The organism is Bradyrhizobium sp. JHI2711, assembly GCF_056156565.1.
The window spans coordinates 2,039,994-2,061,026 of the sequence record NZ_JBPZPT010000002.1 but is presented as its reverse complement, the minus strand read 5'-3'; the positions used below and the strand labels follow the sequence as shown (position 1 = coordinate 2,061,026).

The 21,033-nt window shown below is 61.7% G+C and carries 22 protein-coding genes; 9 read left to right on the top strand and 13 right to left on the bottom strand.

Features of this window, described 5'->3' with window-relative positions; genetic code table 11:
- Positions 1-3 precede the first annotated feature (3 nt).
- A complete protein-coding gene (locus ACTEK7_RS22235) occupies positions 4-1,062 on the bottom strand; it encodes a glycosyltransferase family 2 protein (protein WP_225146998.1) in 1,059 nt (352 codons plus the stop codon).
- 44 nt (positions 1,063-1,106) lie between these two features.
- Here ACTEK7_RS22235 and ACTEK7_RS22230 point away from each other — a divergent pair, with 44 nt between their 5' ends.
- A complete protein-coding gene (locus tag ACTEK7_RS22230; protein ID WP_225146997.1) occupies positions 1,107-2,453 on the top strand; it encodes a glycoside hydrolase family 16 protein in 1,347 nt (448 codons plus the stop codon).
- Between the two features lie 394 nt (positions 2,454-2,847).
- On the opposite strand, the gene ACTEK7_RS22225 is transcribed toward ACTEK7_RS22230, so the two are convergent.
- From ACTEK7_RS22225 to ACTEK7_RS22200, 6 genes are all read right to left on the bottom strand, one after another.
- On the bottom strand, positions 2,848-3,573 hold the full coding sequence (locus tag ACTEK7_RS22225; RefSeq protein WP_225146996.1) for a hypothetical protein: 726 nt from the start codon (positions 3,571-3,573) through the stop codon (positions 2,848-2,850).
- Between the two features lie 96 nt (positions 3,574-3,669).
- Positions 3,670-5,925 (bottom strand): polysaccharide biosynthesis tyrosine autokinase, encoded by a 2,256-nt coding sequence (locus tag ACTEK7_RS22220; protein WP_225146995.1) that lies wholly within the window; start codon positions 5,923-5,925, stop codon positions 3,670-3,672.
- 261 nt (positions 5,926-6,186) lie between these two features.
- Positions 6,187-6,807 (bottom strand): hypothetical protein, encoded by a 621-nt coding sequence (locus ACTEK7_RS22215; RefSeq protein WP_225146994.1) that lies wholly within the window; start codon positions 6,805-6,807, stop codon positions 6,187-6,189.
- A 100-nt stretch (positions 6,808-6,907) separates the two neighbouring features.
- Positions 6,908-8,449 carry an O-antigen ligase family protein gene (locus ACTEK7_RS22210; protein ID WP_225146993.1) on the bottom strand — a complete coding sequence of 514 codons (1,542 nt, stop codon included), beginning with the start codon at positions 8,447-8,449 and terminating at the stop codon, positions 6,908-6,910.
- Positions 8,450-8,493: 44 nt separating this feature from the next.
- Entirely contained in the window at positions 8,494-9,237 is a 744-nt protein-coding gene (locus ACTEK7_RS22205; RefSeq protein WP_225146992.1) for a hypothetical protein, read from the bottom strand.
- 9 nt (positions 9,238-9,246) lie between these two features.
- Complete coding sequence (locus ACTEK7_RS22200; protein ID WP_225146991.1) at positions 9,247-10,449, bottom strand: polysaccharide biosynthesis/export family protein; 1,203 nt, start codon at positions 10,447-10,449, stop codon at positions 9,247-9,249.
- 277 nt (positions 10,450-10,726) lie between these two features.
- On the opposite strand from ACTEK7_RS22200, the gene ACTEK7_RS22195 reads away from it, so the two are divergent.
- From ACTEK7_RS22195 to ACTEK7_RS22185, 3 genes are all read left to right on the top strand, one after another.
- Positions 10,727-11,299: a hypothetical protein gene (locus ACTEK7_RS22195; RefSeq protein WP_225146990.1), complete on the top strand. Its 573-nt coding sequence runs from the start codon at positions 10,727-10,729 to the stop codon at positions 11,297-11,299.
- Positions 11,300-11,374: 75 nt separating this feature from the next.
- Entirely contained in the window at positions 11,375-11,650 is a 276-nt protein-coding gene (locus ACTEK7_RS22190) for a hypothetical protein (protein WP_225112347.1), read from the top strand.
- A gap of 84 nt (positions 11,651-11,734) precedes the next feature.
- Entirely contained in the window at positions 11,735-13,006 is a 1,272-nt protein-coding gene (locus ACTEK7_RS22185) for a hypothetical protein (RefSeq protein ID WP_225146989.1), read from the top strand.
- 11 nt (positions 13,007-13,017) lie between these two features.
- On the opposite strand, the gene ACTEK7_RS22180 is transcribed toward ACTEK7_RS22185, so the two are convergent.
- On the bottom strand, positions 13,018-13,644 hold the full coding sequence (locus ACTEK7_RS22180) for a transglutaminase-like cysteine peptidase (protein ID WP_225146988.1): 627 nt from the start codon (positions 13,642-13,644) through the stop codon (positions 13,018-13,020).
- Between the two features lie 193 nt (positions 13,645-13,837).
- Here ACTEK7_RS22180 and ACTEK7_RS22175 point away from each other — a divergent pair, with 193 nt between their 5' ends.
- Complete coding sequence (locus ACTEK7_RS22175; RefSeq protein WP_225146987.1) at positions 13,838-14,575, top strand: metallophosphoesterase family protein; 738 nt, start codon at positions 13,838-13,840, stop codon at positions 14,573-14,575.
- Positions 14,576-14,595: 20 nt separating this feature from the next.
- Positions 14,596-15,249, top strand: a complete 654-nt coding sequence (locus ACTEK7_RS22170; RefSeq protein WP_225146986.1) for a hypothetical protein — start codon at positions 14,596-14,598, stop codon at positions 15,247-15,249.
- Between the two features lies 1 nt (position 15,250).
- Here the strand turns inward: ACTEK7_RS22170 and ACTEK7_RS22165 are convergent, their stop codons facing one another.
- A complete protein-coding gene (locus ACTEK7_RS22165) occupies positions 15,251-15,628 on the bottom strand; it encodes a hypothetical protein (protein WP_156446747.1) in 378 nt (125 codons plus the stop codon).
- A 415-nt stretch (positions 15,629-16,043) separates the two neighbouring features.
- Here ACTEK7_RS22165 and ACTEK7_RS22160 point away from each other — a divergent pair, with 415 nt between their 5' ends.
- Positions 16,044-16,421, top strand: a complete 378-nt coding sequence (locus tag ACTEK7_RS22160) for a hypothetical protein (RefSeq protein ID WP_057026473.1) — start codon at positions 16,044-16,046, stop codon at positions 16,419-16,421.
- 46 nt (positions 16,422-16,467) lie between these two features.
- Here ACTEK7_RS22160 and ACTEK7_RS22155 read toward each other — a convergent pair whose 3' ends face one another.
- Positions 16,468-16,710, bottom strand: coding sequence for a hypothetical protein (locus tag ACTEK7_RS22155; RefSeq protein ID WP_225146985.1), 243 nt, complete (start codon positions 16,708-16,710; stop codon positions 16,468-16,470).
- 522 nt (positions 16,711-17,232) lie between these two features.
- Between ACTEK7_RS22155 and ACTEK7_RS22150 the strand changes: the two genes are divergently transcribed.
- Positions 17,233-18,444 (top strand): hypothetical protein, encoded by a 1,212-nt coding sequence (locus ACTEK7_RS22150; protein WP_225135066.1) that lies wholly within the window; start codon positions 17,233-17,235, stop codon positions 18,442-18,444.
- A gap of 13 nt (positions 18,445-18,457) precedes the next feature.
- Here the strand turns inward: ACTEK7_RS22150 and ACTEK7_RS22145 are convergent, their stop codons facing one another.
- The 3 genes from ACTEK7_RS22145 to ACTEK7_RS22135 all read right to left on the bottom strand — a co-directional run bounded on the left by ACTEK7_RS22145 (position 18,458) and on the right by ACTEK7_RS22135 (position 19,648).
- Positions 18,458-18,736: a hypothetical protein gene (locus ACTEK7_RS22145; protein WP_225146984.1), complete on the bottom strand. Its 279-nt coding sequence runs from the start codon at positions 18,734-18,736 to the stop codon at positions 18,458-18,460.
- Between the two features lie 163 nt (positions 18,737-18,899).
- Complete coding sequence (locus ACTEK7_RS22140) at positions 18,900-19,316, bottom strand: hypothetical protein (RefSeq protein ID WP_036011274.1); 417 nt, start codon at positions 19,314-19,316, stop codon at positions 18,900-18,902.
- 41 nt (positions 19,317-19,357) lie between these two features.
- The gene (locus tag ACTEK7_RS22135) at positions 19,358-19,648 is read right to left on the bottom strand and encodes a hypothetical protein (RefSeq protein WP_225146983.1); all 291 of its coding nucleotides are present in this window, start codon (positions 19,646-19,648) and stop codon (positions 19,358-19,360) included.
- A 1,027-nt stretch (positions 19,649-20,675) separates the two neighbouring features.
- Between ACTEK7_RS22135 and ACTEK7_RS22130 the strand changes: the two genes are divergently transcribed.
- Complete coding sequence (locus ACTEK7_RS22130; RefSeq protein ID WP_167361675.1) at positions 20,676-20,849, top strand: hypothetical protein; 174 nt, start codon at positions 20,676-20,678, stop codon at positions 20,847-20,849.
- The last annotated feature ends 184 nt before the right edge of the window (positions 20,850-21,033 follow it).

Below are 21,033 nucleotides of genomic sequence, written 5' to 3'. Positions count from 1 at the left end.
GCACTACAAGCGCGTTGAACGCGCCAGGAGATTACGAAGATTCGAGGACCAGTGCGTCCTCGAGAAACGTATGGCAATCAGCCTCCGCGCCAATGGAGCCGGCAACAGGGTCACGCCGCATATCCAGATAGCGTGCTTGAGCGCAACGCTCGGCCGAAAGTGACCACGACCTATCGCAATCATGCCCTTGATCCACAGATCGAAGAGAGATCTGCTTTGATCGCTCCCATCCTCCTGCGACAACTTGCGCGCCATAATCCGGTAGTTCACGAAGACCAATTCGTTGTCGAGGAAGTCTCCGTTGGGCAGCACATGACCAAGTCGAGCTGCGTGCTCCCGCAAGACATTAAACTCCTGCTTACGATACCTAATGTTGGAGGCAAAGTCCGGGATGAAAGCAATATTGCCGCTGCTATTCTTTCGGCTATTGTTGCGTTGATGCACTCGATACTGCCCTTGCGGATCCGAGATGGTAATGATCCCGCCATAGAGTGGAGAGATGGTGTTGAGAACTCCATCCAGGGAGACTGGCGGGTCGACCGGCATCACTTGGCTCAAGAAATTCCGCGAGTACGCATTCCCCGAAGTAACGGGCCAACGATACGTGCCCGTTTGGCTGAACTCGCGGGCTAGTTCCGTCTCCGAGACGTCCCCACCCGAAAAATCCGGCATACGTCTGCCAAGACGGCGACCATGCCGATCGATGACGTCCAGGTCAAACTGCACCTTTGCGATGCCGGGCCCGAATGCCTGCTCGACCCGTTCGACGGCCGTCGGATAAAGCAAGTCGTCTGCATCCAGGTACATGACGATTTGACCGGTGGAAACCGCATAACCGGTGCTCGTGACGCTCCGTATGCCCTGGTTCGATTGAAGCACGGCTCGAACCCGGTCTCCGAAGGAGCAAATGATGTCAGGGGATGAGTCCGTGGACCCATCGTCGATCACGATAATCTCGTCCGGCAGCCGGGTCTGTGACAGCACGCTCTGGATGGCGTGTCCGACGTATTCCTCATAATTGTAGTTGGTTATAATGACGCTGATCGTCGGTCGAAGAGTCATTCGAGTGCCTGGGCTCGCGGGCAGGGTGAGAAGGAAATCCGGAGATGGCCGTTGTGAGCTACTGTTGTATTGCTTCACTCGAGAGAACGGCCAGAATTCTGTCGTCAATCTTAATTCTGGTATCCCTGACGATCGGACCGGCGACCGCAGGCGGCTGGAAACTCGTATTCTCGGACGAGTTCAGCGCCAACGCTCTGGACAGGGAAAAATGGGCAACTCGCTACATCTACGAAAACGAAACGCTGGATCACTTCAAGGACGAGGTTCAGCGCTATCGGGACAGTCACCTTCTCGCGGATGGCGTTCTGAGCTTGATCGCCAAAAAGGGAAATTCGGGTCACTTCGATTCTGGTATGATCCGGACACATCAAACCTTCTACTATGGCTATTTCGAAGCTCGCGTTTTCCTGCCCAAAGGGAAGGGGATCTGGCCAGCCTTTTGGCTGCTGGGAGACTATGATCGGGACGGAAAAACCTGGCATCCGCCTGAAATCGATATTTTTGAATACGTCATCAACGAAGTCGAAGACCAGGATACGATGTTGCACTCAGGAGCTCAAGATAAGGCTCCGGCGAGTGTGTTCACGTTCGTCGACACCTCCTTCAATGCGCGCCGCCACCAAATGCACGCAGATGCTCCCTTGAACGCAGGATGGCACACCGCTGGATTGGTATGGACCCCGGATAGGATTGCGTTCTTCTGGGATGGACGATTGATCTATTCTCGCCCGTATCGCTGGCTTCGTCCGGATGGTTTGTTGGGTCCGCCAGCCCAGGTGATTTTGAATTTTGCCATAGGTGGTGCGGGGTGGGCTGGCCGGTACGGGATTGACGAATCCGCATTCCCCCAGTCGTTCAAGATAGACTACGTTCACGTCTGCCAGTTCACTTCCTCGAATGAGGGCTCAAGGCTTTGTGGTGGAAGCGAAGCTACTCCCGATCCAGCACAGTTTTCGTACGAAGCCGACCATGGCGATATGCCAAAGCCAACGTTTCTGCCGACCCTGGCTTCTCGCGCGCGCGATTCGTCAGGGGCTGTTCTCTTGCCTCACGACAGCCCCACTGAGCTGGAAGTCCCTATGAAGCTACCGGATGATACGTGGAGAGACGAGACAATTAGGATCCTCTTGCTTGACGAGACCACCAACGCTCGCACTACATTGTACGCTAGGACTGCAAGGCAGCTTGGACCGCCTGGAGTGGACGGTACCATCAAAATCCTCTTGTCGATTCCAACGCTCCCGCAACGCGGGGATTTCATCCTGTTGGCGGAGATATCCTCGAAGGGAAGGGAAACGCAAGGTTGGCACGTTCCACTCGCCTGTGACACCGGCGTTAAGCAACCGATCAAGTCCCGGTCCTGCCGCCTGCTCATCCTGCGTAGGCGATAACAACGCTATCGTTGTCTCATCGAATACTTGAACAGTCTCATCCCCGTCATCGTACCCAGGATCACGTCAGACCTGGCATAGCTGGCAAGGGTGGTATCCATACACCTGTCGGAGTTCGCGTAGCATACAGTCACCTTCACCAGCCGAGGGCAGTTGTTCTTTATGCTGACGACGTGATCAAAGACTTTAGGATTGGCTGCATGCGCTCTGGCTGCTGCTTCAACATCCAGGCAGGGCCTTCCAAGGGCATCCCGTACCACTATCGATCCCGATTGCTCAGCCGGCCTTTGAAGGGTCAACCTCGATGGATTTTGCGAAGCCGTTTGCGCATGCCCAGCGAACGGCAACAGCAGCAGCAGACTAGCTGCAGCGGCCTTCCACGGTCCTTCGGTCGTCATCGTCGCCAGATCCTCTCGTCGACTTCAATGCCTGGTACACGGACCTTGAGCCCTTCTCGTGCTAGCTGCTTGGCAAGAGCCTCTCGTGGAATAACGTTCACATTTGCAATGCTGGCCAGCAAACGCTCCCTTTGCTCCCATCCCACGCCCATCAAGTTCAGCCCGGCAGCATCGATAAATCCGCTATCCACCATGCCTGCAAACTCCGAGACCACTTTTTGTTGCGCGGTCCCAGTCAAATTCGAAAAGATGGCGAGAGCCAACTTGTTTCGTCGAAGCGAGATCCAGCCTTCGATGGGACCGGTCGCGTAGGATTGAGAGAGATAGCCAAGGGTCTTCTCGTCGAAACCGCGATAACCGGTCTCCATGGAGTACAGCATCAGCCACAGAAAGGAATCAGCAGGGTTGATCTCGAGCGAAGACCTGATCTTCGCATCTGCCAGGGCCGCTTCGCGGTCGGTGTCCTCCGCGCTCCTTCGTCCCGTTCCTTCTTCGGCAATACGCAGCCCGATCAGGGCTTCGGCCCGCGCCACGTCGTTGCGCGCGACCGATAGCCTCGGTTGCGCTTCAAGCATGGCCATCGTTGCATTCAACGCGCGCGGCTTGAACCGATCACCAGCGAGGATGCGCCCGGTTGTCTCCTTGGCTGGCACCGCCACCCAAAACGCGGGCAGCGCACTGAGGGGCCAGATGACCCCGGCAATACCAAGCAACAGCAGCAAGGACCTCAAACGCGCATGAGAAGTCATTCTTGCCCGATCATCCCTCGAGACGCCGACGCAGCTCCTGGACCAGACCCTCTGGCTGCGCCATTGCCGCTATTCCACATAGCCATAGCGGGCGTAATACTTCTGGTAGTAGTAGCGGCCGTGGTAGGACTCATAACGTGACAGGAGCTTGGTGTCGGCCTTGTTCAGCACTACGCCCAAAAGCTTGTCCTGGATCTCCGGCGCTCCACGCAAATTGTGCCGTACGACGTCGATCTTGGTTTTGCCCCACTCCACGACGAATATGTACGAATCGACGAAGTGGGTAGTGACACGCACGTCCACCACGGGCGCCATCGGCGGCATGTCGAGCACCACGTAATCATACTTCGTACGCAGCGCCGCGACGAGATCGCGCATCGGCTTGGAGGCTAGAATCTCGTTGGTATGCAGGAGCCTCGAAGTTGCGCCAGCGGGCAAGATCGCGAGCTGGGTTTGAGGATCGACGGCGACGACATCCTCGAGTCGAGCCTTGTTCCCAACCATGTCGACTAGACCGGCCTTCGCGTCCGGGATCAAGGCGCGGGACAGCGAGGGGTTGCGCAGATCTGCATCGATCAGAATCACCCTCGCTCCGCCATGAGCAATGAGCTGCGCAAGGTTGGTCGAAAGGGTGCTCTTGCCCTCGTTAGGCAGGGTCGAGGTCACCGCCAGCACGCGGTTGTCGCGCACGATGGAGTTTAAGTCTATGGCAACTTTCAGTGATCGTACCGCCTCCGAGAAGCGTGATAAAGGATTGTCGACAACAAAGCGCAGGAAGTCCGGCTCCGGATTGCTATTCCTCCGGCTCAGCTTGCCGCGCAATATTGGCGTTGACACGGCACTGCCGAGCGCCGGAACCATGGCCACGCAGTTGGCTCCAAGCTGCTCCTCGACTTGCGCGGTCGTACGGAACACGCTGTCAGCGTACTCGCGCGCCACGGCGACCCCGAAGCTCAGCAGCAGGCCGGCAAGCAAGCTTGCCGCGAGAATGACCAGTGTCTTTGGCGCGCTCTTGACCAGCGGTGTAGTCGCCGCGCTAATCACACGGGCCTCGGTGATCGGAAACGACTGCTGTTGTACGCTCTCCATGTATCGCTGGAGGAAATTATCGTACATCGCCTGGTAGCTCTGCGCGCTGCTCTCGAGTTCGCGGAGTTGCACCTGCGCTTGGTTGGTAAGCTGCGATTCAGAAACGACATTGGCGAGACTAGACTTAATCGCCTCTTCCCGGGTCATCGCGATGTCGTAGTCGCTCTTGTAGGATTCGTGGATGCGCTTCAGCTCGTCGATGACATTCTTCTTGATCTCAGCCATCTGCCGACGCAGGTTGACCGCGGCAAGGTGCTCGGAGCCGTACTTCATTGACCAGATCGACTCCTTAGAGGCCATGTCTACATATTGCCCCCGCAGCTTGACGATGGTGTCGTTCTTCAGTGCGTCGGCGACGTTGGCGTCCGGGATCTCCTGCTTGAGGATGTCATTAATGCGGTCAAGCCGGGCCTTGGCCTCAGCAGTGGAGGCATGCGCCAGCACCAGCTGGCTGTTGACCTCCGCGAGTTGCTGTTCATTCATCAGCCGCCCGCCGGTATCGACGATGTTATTTGCGGTCTTGAAGTCCACCACCGCCCTCTGCGCGGCTGAGGCTTGGGTCCGCAATTCCTTGATGCGGTCCTGTAGCCAGACGCTTGCGCGGCGGGTCGCTTGATACTTAGCCTCGAGCTGGTCGACGATGTACGCGTCGGCGATCGCATTCGTAATCCGAGCGGCCTTTTGCGGATCGCGTGAGGTGAAGCCGATTTCCATCACATAGGTAACACCGATGCGCTTGATGAATCGGTTGCTCTCGAAACGCTGGAGGGCTTTACGCGTGAGCTCGAACTCAGAAGCGGCGGGGCCCGAGGAGAACAGGTTGGTCACCGAGCCGAGGATAATGCCGAGCAAGCCCGCCCCGCTGCCCGCGAACTCGGGATCCTCCGTGAGATGAAGATCGCGGATCACACTCAAGCTGATGTTTTCGGATTTCAGGATTTCGACCTGGGTTTCCACAGTAGCCGAGTCGATAGCCACGTCGCCTAGCACCGACTGCTGCTGAAAGAGCTGCACCTTGCGGGTGTCGATCACCATCGACGCGGTGGAGGTGAACAGCGGCGCGGCGGTGAAGAGATAGAGCAGCGCCAGGATCACGCAGGACGAGACGATCGCGACCATGGTCGGGAACTGGCGGCGGACAATGTCGAGATAAGATGTCAGCGTCTGCGATGGGGAGCTATCGATCTCAACGAGATCTCGGTTGATCTCCGAGGTCCGCTTGTTCACCTGCAACATCTATCGATTCCTGAAATCAATCCGCGATCTGGTTTTAAGGAATGGAGGTTCGGCAATTGCCTTCCAAAACTTCGGAGGCAAGCCTCGTGCCCTGTCGCCATACGCAAGGTAGCACAAGGCCATCTGGAGTTGAATGCCGTCGATGCAGCGCAACACGGCTTTCACTCGACAATTTGCGTGAACGTTAACGACCCGAACGTGAAAGCGGCACTCGATGGCGCCGCTCTGCAGTGAGGTTCATAAGGACTGCACATCCATGGCTCAGCGCGGGCTCACCTGATTGACGGTGGTGCCGCCCACGGAGCCGCTGCCAGTGCCGGTCCCGTTGTTGCCAGTCGTGTTGTTGCCGAAGACCGTAACGCCGCCGCCGCCACCACCGGTCGCAAAGCCTCCGGTGCCAGTCGGGCCGCCTCCGCCAGTACCGCCGCCGGCTGCGCCACCACCGGTCGCGGCGATCGCGACGTCGCCGGTCGCCGCCTGGTAGGCGGCGATGACGTCGGCGTCACCGGTGCCAGCGATCGCAGCCTGGATCTCATTGCCATAGGCCTGATCCTGCTGCGCGGCCATGCGGGCGACCAGGGCGAGGCCGGCGACGATGGCGCGCATTTGATCCTTGGTGGTCGCGGAATCCTTAAGCAGTGCGATCAGGCCCGGAAGCGTGGTCGGATCGGAGGCGCCGAGATCGCGTACGCGCGAGATCAGCTGCGGGCCGCCGGTCGGATATTGCTGCAGCAGACTGTTGGGGGCCGCCTTGAACTCGGAAATGACGGTGGCCGGCAGCTGGCGCTGCGGCGGGTAAATGGCCGCGCTGACGGCCGACGAGATCGTCGCGGCGAGGGCCGCAGCAGCAGCCATGCGAAGCGCGATTCTGATAACACCCATAAATCAACCTCCAAAAAAATCAGCTGCCCCGATTGCTTTCTCGGCCCAGGCAAATGGCTGTGCAGTCAGGAACCTATCCGAAGAGAAAAGGGCTGTCCATTTATTCTAAAGACTTCGTAAACGGCGCAACCGCTTCAAATCTAGACACTTTTGTGAAGCTTTGGCATGGAGTGTGAGGGTGCCCTGGGGTTGTCGGACTGTCCTCGCCTCGCCGGCTGGTGGAGTTGCTCTCCGGTATGGGGCGCCCCTCCTGGGTGCGGAAGGACTGCGCCAGGCCCGCGCCGAAAAGCGCAAAGAACGGAATGCTGTAGCCGGGCACCTGCAACGTGAAGTCGAGGCACGAATGCAGCAGCGACAGCGTTGCGGTCGCCACTGCGGCCAGCGGTATGATGACGTCGCGCCGACGGGTGAACACGCCCCGCGCCAGCCCGAGCAGCATGACGGCCCAGCCGAGCGCCACCAGCAGCGCCATCGGGATGCCTACCTCGGAGGCAAGCTCCAGCGGGGTCGAATGTGCGGCGTCCCAGACGCCGCGAATCGAGATGTTGAGGCTGCGGTACGGCGGGAAGGCCCATTGGAAGGTGCCCATGCCGGTGCCGAACCAGGGATTGTCGGCGATGATCCGGAGCGTCGACTTCCAGGCCTCGATGCGGCCCTCGTCGACCAGGCCCTGGCTGTCGAAGCGACTGGAGACGCGGCCGCCGAGCAGCTGCAACAGGCCGAGCGCGACGGCGGCGCCGGAGCCGAGCGAGATCCAGATGCCCGTGCGCGGCGGCAGGTCCTTGCGCAGGAACAGCGTGATGGCGACGATCATCGCCAGCAGCGACAGGCCGACGCCGGCGCGCGAGGTCGTCATGAACATCGCCATCAGGCAGATCAGCAGGCAGCTAAGCTGCGGCAGGATCTCTCTCGGCGGGATCGCGCGCAGATCGAGCGATAGACGCCGCCATTCGATGTGCCGCTCCGGCAGGCGGCGACGGACGTCTTCCAGGATCAGCAGCATCCAGATCACCGCGGCCGAGCCGAAATAGGCCGCCGCCGTGTTGCGGTTGATGAAGGTGCCGGTGACGCTGCCGAGATAAGCCGTCTTGTCCCGCCACAGGATCATGGTGGGCTCGATCAGGAACGAGGCGACGCCATAGAGCGCGTAAGCCGCGCCCGATATCGCAATCACCCAGACCAGGCGGCGTGCGCGCATCCGGTCGGCGCCGATCGTGATGCCGAGCACGATGGCCAGGATGTTGGCAAGCGGCGCGCCGAGCGCGAAGAACGCCTCGTTCTTGACGATGGAAGCGGACGGGGCGATCGGGACGCCGAGCAGATCCGAGGCCTGCTTCCAGATCGGCTGGAACGGCGCGAGGAAGGGATGATCGGAAAGCTGCTCGTGCAGCACGAAGGCATAGGCGGCAACGATCACGCCGATGCCCGCAAGCAGCCAGAGATGCGGCCTGCGCAGATCGCGCGTCGGCGCGAAGATCACCGCGATGCCGAGACACAGGCACCAGAACGCGATCGACAGATCATTGGTCGAGCCGAACGGAAACGGCGCGCCGGCGGCCACGAAGAACAGGATGAAGGCAGCCGGAAGGCTCCACGACCAGCGAAAGTTGGACCAGCTTATGGTGGGAGGCAAAAGGCGCATCGTCGTTCTGGAGCGAGCTTTCTTCGCGCGAGCTTTGCTTAAGCCTAGAGGAAGCAATCGATCGGATAGATCTTCAGATCCACGTTGAGGCGGCTGTTCCGGCTCTGCGCTCGGAATGCGTAGAATAATCCAAAGCTATCACTCCCCTGATCGAGTTTTATTCCGGGGGTTAATTCGTCGGGCGGGACCAGAACGCCGATGTGCCGGTTGATGGCGGATATCTCGATCCGCCCCTCCCCTTGCGCAAAATGCCCGCCGAGCTGGGTCACCGTGACCTTCGGCAGGCCGCGGCGCTGATGGCAGACATCCTCCTCCCACAGCTTGGTCTGCTGCACCAGTGGCTTGCCCGGGCCATCGGGCACGACGATGTCGGGGAAGGACGGGCGCAGCATCCCGAAGAACTTGCTCTCCTTGGAGTTCGCCGAGAGGCGAACCGTGAAGGACAGCTCGCCCCTGGCGCCCTTGAGGCGCGACAGGACGGGAGCATCCGGCTCGGCGGAAACCATCACATCGATGCGATGGCGGACGCCTATCTCTGCGGCAGCGCCGAGCACCGGCCCGACCGGTGCAAGCGCGACGGCGAAAGGGACGAGAGCCAAAGGATGCCAGAATGCTCGAAAGCGCATGAAGCCCCTTGCAAAGCCGCGGGGTGACCGATGACCGGCGCGCCCGTGCCGAGTGGCGCCTTGATCCAGATCCCGGGCTTGTCGGCGCAGCAGAACCGCCTCGATTGCTAAACGAAAATGGCACCGGGACAAAGCCCCGGTGCCATCGATTTGGTCGATCAAGTCGGCGTCTTACGGCGCCAGCTTGATGTTGTTGCGGAAGATCAGGGCGTCGTTGGCGAGATTGATGCTATCGCTGCCGGTCGCCATGATCACACGCAGGTAGTTCAGGAACTTGGCAACTTCGACGTTGCGCGAGTTCGAGACGTAGATGATGTCGCCGTTCTTCATCATGACCTTGGTGGCGAGGAAGAAGCCGCCTGGATCGCGGAAGTTCACGTTGAAGATGACCGGGATCGTCTCCGAGGTGTACTTGCTCACGTCGATGCCGAGTTGGGCCGCAACCTCGCGCGGCTCGCGGCGATAGAGATAAACGGCCGCCGGATCGGCCTGGCCGTCCAGGAGACCGCCAGCCTTGCCGACCGCTTCGCCGAGATTGATGCGCCAGGCGTCGAAGTTGAACTCGCCGCTCTGGCCGCTGGCGCCGAACGCCAGGAACTTCTGCTGCTCGCGATAGACGTAGATGCTGTCGTCGGGCCGCACATAGACGTTGTTCTCGGGCGCCATCACGAGATTCTCGAACGGCACGGTGGCCCGCCGTCCGCCACGCTCCAGCATGACCCAGGTCTCGAAGCCCTGGCCCTTGATGCCGCCGGCGCGGGTGATCGCATCGAGCACGCGATCCTTCGCGCCCGCCGCGCTCGCCGGATAACGCGCCGGCGAATTGACCTCGCCGAGCACGCTGATCAGCTGGGTGCGCTGCGAGGACATCGCCACGACCGCTTGCGGCTCGATGGCGCGGTTGCCGATCCTCTCGACGATCGCGCGCTGGATTTGGACCGCCGTCAGGCCTGCGGCCTTGATCTGACCGGCATAGGGCACGGTGATGAAGCCATCATTGTCGACCGACTGATCCGGGATCGTCACATAGTTACCCGGGCGGACACCGGCTTCCGCCGGGATGAACAGACCGCCTGCCGCGGCTTCGAAGATGGTGACGCTGACGACGTCGCCGATGCCGAACACGATGCTGGCAGGCGGGCGGCGGTCGGTGAACACGCCGGCGAGGCCCTTGGGCTCATGGGTGTGCAGGATCTTCACGGTCGCCGGATTGAGCGGCACCAGCTCGTAGGCCGGCGCGTTCTCCGTCTGGATCTTGTTGTTGACGTCGTCCGTCAGCGGACCCGAGCCGGGATTGGTCGAGCAGGCCCCGAGCGCCAAAGCGGCGGCCAGCAACGCTGGCTTCAATACATAGGTCTTGGCAATAGATGACATGAATCGCGCCCGAAGGGTCCCCAAGTGACGTAGATTGGTACGGCCTAGGGGGTGGTGCGACAAGGGTTCCCGCTGGTTAACGGAGCGATCGGTCGGCTACTGTTGCGTGCGGGCCACTGTTTCGGGCCTGGTTTAACCCTTTGTGACCATTTGTTGTATTTCGTGTGCCCGATCGGTGAGCAAACCGCCCGACTCAAGGACTCGATGTGTCGGGCGCAAGACTTCTTGACCTCGCCGCCGTCTGCTAAGTCTGCACTGTTAAGGATAGGAGCTCCCGGTGTCTGGCCTCCTTCTGATCCCGCTGTTGGCGGGCTCCCTCTTTGGCGCCGCCGATCGCGCATGGGGCCCCGCCGCCGCCTGTCCTGGCAGCGCCGGGGGCTGGTGTCGCGGCGCGGCCCTTGTGGAGGTGGCTGCCCCTGCGTCCACGTCCATCTGGAAATTCACCCGAACCCAGGGGACCAAGGACGGCGAAAGCTTCGCGGCCATCATGAAGACTGCCGACACCACCCAATCGGACCCGGACTTCGCCGGCCTGATCGTGCGCTGCGCCCCGAAGGGCAAGGTCGATGTGCTGGTGGCCTTGATCCGGCCCTTCCCGCCCCGGAGCCGCCCCAAGGTGACCATCGCGGCGAGCGGCGGCGGCACCCTGAGCTTCGAGGGAAGCATGGCGGCCGCGGGAGCAGCCGTGCTGTTGCCCGACGAGGTCTCGGCCTTTGCTGCCGGAAAGTGGCAGACGACGGCCTCCCTGTCCGTGGTGGTCAGGGAAGGCGACAGCGAGATCAAGGGTATGGTGGCGCTCAACGGGCTGCGGGAGGCCTATCATGCGCTGCTGGCAAATTGCGGCCAATAGGCTAAATTTAGCCATACAACTTAAGGGTCTTTTTAGGCGGGGAATCTAGGGTCCGGAGCACGGAGAGTGTTTCGGATGACCGCCTTTTTGATTTTCAGCTTTCTCACAGGTGCCGTGCTGGGCCAACGCTTTCGCGTGTTCGTGCTCCTGCCGGTCACATTTGCGCTGGTGCTCACCATGCTGCCGGTCAGCATGATGACCAGCCTGGGCTTCCTTGACGGCATAAAGGCTGCGGCGTTCGCCGCCATCGCCCTCCAAGGCGGTTACCTCTTCGGCTCGGGGGCGCGCTTTGCCCTTGCCGCCGCACGCGCCACCCGCGTCTTCGGTCGGCCGGTCAAGGCCACGCGCTGATCGCAACGCAAGCCTCTGTTTGAAAACGCACCGCCCGCTTGTATGGTGACCTGACCGTTTCAGGATTCGCTTCGAGCGCGCCGTTTGTCCCTCGCTTATTTTGCCCTCATCGTCTCCATCGTTTCCGCTTCCGCTCTCGAAATCGCCGGCGCCTCATTGGGCGCGCAGCTGGGGTCGATCGCCGCAGCGCTAGGCCTGCTGGCCGCGGCCTCGAGCTCGCGCAAGGCCGACTACGAGCACTATCTTCGTGCGACCTCCTGGGGCCGCTGGATTCTGCTCGCCATTCCGCTGTGCATCGCGGCCCAGCTCGCTCCGCTTCCGCTGCGCGTTGCGCATCCGATCTGGGCCAGCGCTCACGAGATAATCGGTGGCCTGTCGCTCGGGCCGATCACGGCCGATATCGGCTTGACGGTGAATGCGCTGCTGCTGGCGCTGGCCGCGATCTCATTGCTTGGCGTCGCGATCCTGGTGGTCCGCAACCGCGGCCGTGCCGAGCTGGTTCTGTTCGTGCTGAGCGGCGTAACCGCGATCTCCGCCTTGATGTTGGACCTGCATCGGCTCTCGCCGGCGCTTGCCGGATCCGTCCCCCATGACCTCACGACGAGCCTGGCCGGGCTCGGCCTCATGCTCAATCTGGCGGTGATGCAGCTCGCCGCTGAACGGGCGGAGACGCATCATTCGATCGTTCGCTCGGTCGCGATCGGACTTTGCGGTCTGGTCGGAGCCTTGGTCAGTGCCGCCGCGATCTTTGGGCTGTCCGGGACCAACAGCGCCATCGCGGCGACCTTTGGCGTCGTGCTGATCCTGCTGATCCTCGTGATCCGCAGACTGGATCTGTCGCCATTGGCCGCGAGCGCGTTGTCGGTGGCAGCCCTGATCGGCGCGGCGATCGTGCTGACCTTCCTCTTCGAAAAGAATTCCGGACCGATCCTCCTACGGCTCGTTCCGGAGATGGGGACCGAGACCAAGGCCGCCCTCGAGCGCATGCTGGCCGACACCCGCTGGTTCGGTGCCGGCGCGGGGACATTTTCTGCGGTGGGCAGGATCTATCAGAGCGATGCCGGCGCCGTCCTGACCACGCCCTCGGCGGCCACATCCGTGTTCGCGGGGATGGGTTGGGTCGGCTTGGTCGCCATGATCGCGGTGAGCCTATTGGCTTTGGTTCGCCTGTTCTTCGGCGCCCTGCAGCGCGGACGCGACTCGTTCTTTCCGGCGGCGGCCGCGGCCTGCGTCCTGTTTGCGCTGGTTCAGAGCTTTGCCGGTCCCGGATTGCTGCACCCGGCAGCAATCCTTTGCCTTTCGGCGATTGTGGGCCTCGGGCTGTCGCAGAGCGTCAGCCAATCCGGATCACGATAGCGCGCGGGTGATCAGACCGCGCGGTCGCCGAGCGAGGCCCAGTAGTTCGGATTTTTGGGCGACTGAATGCGGACCCAGCGATAGGGCTTCTTCGACCACGACATGATGTGGCCGGAGAGATTGTCCAGCACGAGATCGCCGGAGAAGGTGCGCACCACGACCACGAGATGATGCTCGCCCCAGCTGGTCACGACCTCGCTCAGCAGCACCGAGCGCGCCGGAAAGCCCTTGGCGATCAGATCGTGGCGTTTTGTCACGGCGTAATCGTTGCAGTCGCCGCTCGCCGGATGCAGCAGCCACTTTTCGCCGCGCAGCCCGTCCAGGTTGGCCTCGGGGCGGATCGCGGTGTTGACCCGCTGGTTGACTTCTTGCATTTGCGCCATGCGCTCGGCCGTCAGCTTCAGGCGGCCGCCCCGGAAGACGATCCGCTGCGGCCGCGGCTTGCACTCGTCCTTGTACTTCAGGCAGAAGAGCGTGAACGCCATCGGCGGCAGCGTCGGCTGGTCGAACTTGATGTAGTGGATGGCACCACGCAGCCCCAGGGGCGCCCCGACGAAGGCGGCTTCCGCGCTCTGCTGCACCCCCGCAGCAACGACGATGGCGGCGACGGCCGCCAGGAACTTCACAACTTTGCGCATGTCGCGCTCCCCGTTCTTGTTGGGGAGACGCTACGCGAGACCTCTTGAAATACGGCTCAAAGGCCACGCGAGGCTTTAATCAAAATGCGGGCTCATCGGTCGGAAACAATTAAGAATACCGATGTGTGACTTGTTCTGCTAAGAGCGGTCACGACGTTCCGCTCGTGACGCTGGAAGCGATTCGACCGACCCGATGGGCCTTTCCTCCCGCTTTCGCAAGAAGACCAAGCCGCGGCTTCCCGACGGCGTCCGCGTCTATGCGATCGGCGACGTGCATGGCCGCGCCGATTTGCTTCAATCGCTGTTAACCGTGATCGACGCCGACTTGGCCCGCTCGGCGCCGCAACGCGCCATTCAGGTCTTTCTCGGTGACTATGTCGATCGCGGCCCGGACTCGCGCGGCGTTCTTGATCTCCTGATCGAACGCTCGAAGTCGCACGAGACGGTCTGTCTGAAGGGCAATCACGAGGTCTTCCTGCTCGAGGTGCTCAAGGACCCGGCCCGCCTGCAGGAGTGGCGCCACTATGGCGGCCTGCTGACGCTGGTCTCCTATGGCGTCACGCCGACGATGAACCCTTCCGCGGAGCAGCAGGTCGAACTGATCGAGGGACTGAGACGTGCGCTCCCGCCGGAGCATCTCGCCTTCCTCCAGCAATTGCCCTCGTCCTTTACCTGCGGCGACTTCTTCTTCGTCCATGCTGGCGTCAAGCCGGGCGTCCCGCTCGATCGCCAGAAGGATGAGGACCTGCTCTGGATCCGCGAGGAATTCCTCGCCTCCGAGGAGCGCTTCGGCAAATATATCGTGCACGGCCATACGCCGGTCAGCGCGCCCGATATCCGGTCGAATCGCATCAACATCGACACCGGCGCTTATGCGACCGGCAACTTGACCCTGTTGACGATCCAAGGCGATAGTCTTCTCGCAATTTGAAAGCTCAGGCCGCAACTTCGGTGATCACGCTTCGCGCCATTGGTATCTTGACCGCGATCGCGCTGGCGCTCCACGCCGGCACGACGTTCTATGGCGATCTGGTTCGGCCGAACTTTCGCGCCAACGACTTGTTCTCGGGCGAGATTCCGCCGGACAAGGCCAAGCTCGCGGCCGCAGGCAGCCTGGCATCCTTTTCGTGGGATGGCGACCTCCTGGCAAATCATGCGGCAGCAATGGCCGCCGACGTTCTGCATCGTCCGTCGGCCGACGCAGGCGGAAGGGCCAGCGAGAACAAGACGGCCCAAGCCGCTGTCGTGGCAGCCTTGAAAGTTTCGCCGATCAGGCCGGCGCTCTGGCTCACGCTCGGCACGCTACAGGCCCAGGCCGGCGAGGCGGTCACGCCTGCGGTGAAGATGTCGTACCTGACCGGGTCGGTGCCGATCGACGTTGCCTTCTCACGCGTCCGCACCGTGACCTCGAGCGCCGCAGCAACCAACGACGAGATCAAGCTGCTGGCGCAATCCGACATCCGGTCGGCGCTGGCCAACCGCTCGCGTTACGAGCCGCTGCTGATCGCGGCCTATGTGCAGGCAACGCCGCAAGGCAAGTCGCTGCTGCTGGAGACGACGAAGGTGACCGATCCCAGATTCAACGAGATCTTGCGGCGGTACTAAATCAGCGGACCGATTTCGGGTTGACCGGCACGAAGTCCTGATCGCGGCGCGGCTGATCGGATCGCCCCTGGTAGACGAACATGCCCTTCTTGGTGGCGACGATGTCGCCTGGCTGCAGGCTGTCGTCGCGAAGCAGACGTTCGGTCGCGACGATATCCGGATCTTCCGGAATCGGCTTGTAGAGCTCCGGATGCTCGCGCCGCTCGCGCGCAACCCCCTTGGCACGGCGCCGCGCATCCTCGATGCGCTGCCGCCATTCGTCGCGCGAGACTTCCGGCTCGCTCGGCGGAAGATAGTCGTTGATGGACGGCTCCGGCTCGGTCTGAGCACGGCACGAGAGCGGGCAGGCGTAGAGAGCCAATCCGACAGCGGCAGCCACGGCCGCCTGAACCGGCGCGCGCGCCGGTCTCCGGCGGTCTGACAGGGACTTGCAGCGGACGGGTCGCACTCCGATGACTCCGATGGCGGGCCGAGCGGCAGCCGCAACTTCAGCTGATACGGCTGCCAATTGCAACATTTTTGGAACGCAGCGGCCGTCCCTTCAAAAAGCGAAAAACAACCCCATGCACAGTAGCCGGCACCAACCGAATCAATGGGTTACGTATTTCCCGAAATCCGGCTTGATCCGTCGGGCAAAACAGGGCTAGTATGGCATGATCCGGAGAGAGGCCGAGCGATGATCGACCTATCTGCGATCAACGTCGGATGAGCGCCGCAAGGACAATAGCGTCGTTCTAAGGCCTCGTTAGACCATCGCTGCTAGACTTCGGCATCTGTCGATGGAGTTGGCGAGAATGCGTGCAAGCCTGGTATCGTTGTTGCGTGTTGCCGTTGCGGCGTATGCCATGTCCGCCCTCACGGCTCACGCCAGCCCCGTCTGCATCAAGGAGCGGACACCGTTCGCTTTGTCGCAAGACACGGTGAAATGGACGATGTCGATCGCGCCTGGCGCCGACTGCATTCAGGGACTGCGTTGGTCTTACATGCAGATCTTCAACGTATCCGTCGTGAGCGGGCCATCCCGGGGACAATTGGCGGTGGTCGGGTCTGGCTTTCGCTATTCGGCAGAAAGGGAAGCGCGAGGCGCCGACAAGTTCACGCTGCTGATTTCGGGCAAGAACCGTCATGATCCCGGGACGTCGACTCTGGAGGTCGAAGTCAACCCGCAATAGGCAGGCCCACGACGCGCGAAGGGGTACCTACTTCGCCCGAAACGCTTTAGTAACGGCGGCTCGACCCGCTGCCCCGGGTTGTATTCCCGTGATAGGGCCGGGCCCGTCCGTAAGTCGTCACGGGAGGCTCGATCCGGCTCGGGACATTCGGCGTCGCGTTGGGACGCGCGGGCTGCGACGGGTTGACGATGATCACATTGCGGTTGGGCGTCGACGGATCGCTGACGCCCTGGGCCCAGGCGCCCGCAGGCACCACAAGGGCGAGTGTGATCAAGACTATTCGTTTCATGCGATATCTCCCGAGCAAGAACGTCAGGGAGGGAACACCGTTCCTTCACGACGGCATCACGGTTCGTTGCGCGACCTCACCGCGGCACGGGTGACCTCAGCGAGGCACCGCGATCAGCTTGCCATTCCTCCAGACACCTTGGGCCGCCTGTCCGGTAGAACCGCTACCCACGTTCCGGACAGCCGTAGGCCGCGAGGCAGCCTGGGTGGTCTGCTTCTTTTTGTCGGTCGTCGTCACGATGCTGGAGCTAGTCGTGTTGGCCTGATCCTTGGTTCCTTGCGCAGACGCAGACTGAACCAGAAGGGCCGAAAACATGATTGCTGTCAAAATGCCGCGCATGGTCACACACCGGAGGAAGGAGCCGGTCGAAATGTCACAGGTTTCCGCCCAAAAGCAAGCGCTACGAAACAAACGCGCAGGACCTTTGCGGCCGGAGCATCAGCGTGTTTCACCGCAACCGACGCGATCCGGGGTGAAAAAACCTAGCGAAACGGCACTATCCGGGCTAGTTGATCGCTCTTGATGACCGAGACCGGCGACACCGCAGCCAACGCCTCGCAGGCGCAAGAGATCAAGGCCGGGCTCGTCCGCCTGTTGTCAGAGCGGATCCGCGAAGTCTCCGGCGACCCCAGGCAGATGCGGGATGTCGTCTACGAGTTGGCTCGCGTCAAGCTTCTGGAACAATTCACCCACGCCGATGCGCGGGAAGCGCGAGAGCTCCAGCAAGTCCTCGAACGCGCCATTCGGGAGGTCGAACGCGCCTTTGAGCGAAGCGAGAGGTCTTCACCGACAAGGGATGCCTCGGTCCCCGTGCCGAATTCTCCACCGGCGAACGTCCCCGTCCCCCCGCCCATTCCGACGCTCGCTGCCTCGGCGTCATCAGCCATTCCGATGGCTGCCGAGACGCCGCGGCGTCCTGCCGCACCGCCAGGATCGCCCGACCAACCCAAACGGAGCGGCGCTTTCAAGTCTCTCGTTCGATTGACCGCGATCCTCCTGCTCATTGCGGGCGCCGGCACCGCGGTCGTGTATTGGCCGCGGCTGAAGGCACAACTGACGGCATCGTCGCAGATGGCGCAGCCCGAACGTTCGGCCAAGAGCCCGGAGCCTCAGCCGGCCGCGATTCCGACTCCCTCGGCCAGCGAGGCCGCTGAACGAACCCCGGAGGGCGCAAAGGAGCCGGCGCCGGCGGCGCACCCCTCGATGCCCCTGCCGACGACGTTCGGCGTCTACGCCTTGAGCGAGGGCCAGCTCCATGAGCTCAAGCCAGTGCCGGGAAAGATTCCGGACCGGCGCGTCGCGATCTCGGCCGCCATCAACACGCCGAGCGCGACCACTTTGATGGACGGCGACGTTAAATTCATCGTGTTCAGGCCCGACGGGGGTGTCGATGCGACCGGGACCGAAGTTCGGGTGATCGCGAAAGTGTCCCGGTCGATGGGCATCGATGCCACGGGCAAGGCCGCCATGGTCAGCGCCGGCGATTCCTGGGTCATCCGCAGCATGTCCTACCCCTACAAGGTAGGTCCGATTGACGACCAGTCGAGAATGCTGTTGCTGCAACCGGAGCAAGACGGCTTCACGCTCGCGCCCGGCCGCTACGTCGTGGTGGTCAGGGGCATGGGCTATGACTTCACCATCGCTGGGACGATCACCGATCCCAACCAATGCGTCGAGCGCATTAATGCGGCGAACGGCGCGTTCTACTCGCCCTGCCCGCCGCCGCGGCGATAACGCAGCCCGTTTCCTATTTGGCCGGCTTGCTGTCCTTTGGCGCATCCGCCGGCATGTCGTCGACCTTGCCGTTGTTGGCGACGCATTTCTGGAAGTACTCGCGCTGGTCTTTGCCCGTTCCCTTGGCACTCCCCGCTGCGGGATTGCCGATCTGCCTGGGCGGAAAGGCCTTGGCCACCGCGGCGTCGCATGCCCGCGCCACTTCGGCAGTGATGGCCGACGCCGTTGCCGGCACGGCCAATGTCAAAGCGAATGCCAGCCCAACCAATGTCCGCAAATTCCTGACCGGCACGTCGTTGCTCCTTCACTCGGTGAATGCTTGCCGGACCATACCAAAAAGGAACGAGGCGCCAAACGGCAAAGCGCGCTGAATTGTCACTGCGCCCTTGTTCGGACCATGCTCCAGAGCCGCGTCTCGAAGCACGGCCGCAGAGCGCGCAGAAATATCACCGCTCCTAGCTGTTCAGCTGCGGCGGCTTGAAATCCGGAAAGCGCGTGAGCATTGCCGTCTTGACGAACTTCAAGTGGGCGATGCTGCTCGCCAATTCCTTGAGCCGGCGCTGGCCGTTCGAGATGTCGGCCGCGAAGAGATCCTGATGATGATTGTCGAGCGGCTCCCGCTCGAGATATTCGTCGGTGCCGTTTCCGAAGGTGACGGAGGCACGGGCAAGCGCATCGTCGACACGCCGGTTGAGCCCGGCCTGCTCCCTCTCCGCCTCCTGCAAGGCGGTTTCGATCGCGGCCAAAACGGCACCGATCCGCCCGCGGTCGGTCTCCGCGTCACGCTCGGCCGAGCGGGCCTTGAAGGTTTTGTCCTCGCGGCGGGAGCCAAGAAGATTGTGTGCGCGCGCTCTCAGGAACAGCTGAAACATCCGGGCCATCCCACATACGAGATCCAGGCGGGTACCATCGGTCAGACGTAGTTAACAAATCCTGAATCCGGCGCCCGTGCGGTCTGGCTTTGTGCAATCCATGCCCGCCAAGCTCCCGCGTGCTTGGAATAGAGCTCGTGCCAGCGGACCTCGCCGTCGGCAGCGGCTCCTTTTCGCGCGCGGACCTCGGATGTAAATTGCCCTGTCTCGTTCGATGCGAGATCCAGCGCTTCGAACTCCGCCGTTTCCTCCGGAGACAGGCCGATCAGAACGCGATGCCCTTGGGCATCGACGAAGTATCTGCGCGGCGCGTTGTGCCTTTGATCAGTCATTCGCAGGGCCCTCGTTCATGATCCAAGGCCCCGGACGATCCCTCAGCCGCCGCTCAAAGCCACGAACAAACGCGATCAAAACGAGGACGCAAGTCGCGCCCAGCAAAGCAATCAAATACGCCATTCACGCCCACCTATGCGAGCCGCGAAAATACAGGCGGCTAAACTCTCACCATGAATTGCTACGTTCTAGGTTGCCTTTCCAAAGCTCTCAAGCGCCGCACCACGTTAACCTAACTGCGCATGGTTATCCGACCCCGCCGCACGGCAGGATCAGTGTGCGCTCACATGGCTGAGCGCCTACGATGGATGCTCGCTCTGCTTGGCGCCCATCGCCGCCGGCGTGTAGGGCGCATAGAGACGATATCGTGCCGATCGCCTGCGCGAGCGCCATGCCCGCACGCCGTAGCCGCAGCAAAAGCCAGCTGCAAAAATCGAAATCAGAACCAGAATTGCAAACATTTGGAATGTTCCCAATGATCGGAACGCTCCTCCCGGTACATTTCAACGTGATGTTCTGACGACTTCAAGATCATCGGCGCTGAAAGTTTTGTCAGAGGAAGATGAAGTTTGTGCAACGTGGTGCTTGAATTTTGGCCGTCGCGAGAACCACGAGCCCCGAGGATGACGAAATCTCTCATCGTTCGAGGGCGAAATCCGGCCCGCGATGTTAACCCGTGTTCACTGCGGCAGCAGCCTCGAACGAAGCGGCCGGATGCGCTGCCTTCGGGCACAGCTGCGATATGCACGAGAGGCCGAGATGTTTCTCGAACGTTTCTGGCGGCCGTCGCAGACAACAATTCTGACGAAGCATCCGTGCTTCTACGGAGCGCCAATTCACCAACTTCATCGCGGTAAGGTTGAGAGGTTAGCTTAACCCGCGTTGTTTGTTGCGAACTTTCGGCGATTGCTTATCCATCTCGCACCGGGCTCCCCCAAGCCCGGCCCCACCCAAGCAAAGCCGTCGAGCGAACATGGGTCCGCTTGGCGGCTTTGTCGTTGTGTCGACGAGAGGATCATTCCGGTTATGGCGCGCAGGCCCTGGTCGTTCAAGGAAGATCGCCGGCTCATCGAGCTGGCCAAGTCTTCAACCTCGCTGGAGCAGGCAGCGAAAGCTCTCGGGCGCTCGCCCGATGCGATCAAGCGCATGGCGTTGCGGCTTGGTCTTTCCTTGAAGTCGAAGCCGGCAAAGAAGAGCTGATCTTAGAAGTGCCGGCGCTCGCCTCGGCTTCATGTACGGCCGCTGCAGCCCAACGGGCCCCGCATCGATAGGGCCAGCCGCCCTTTCCCGGGGTCGTTCCGGTCCGCCATCGTCTTGGACGGTGAGGTGGATTGAGCGGGTTGCCGGCGGTGCCCCGCCAGCCGCCACACTTAATTCTGCGTCC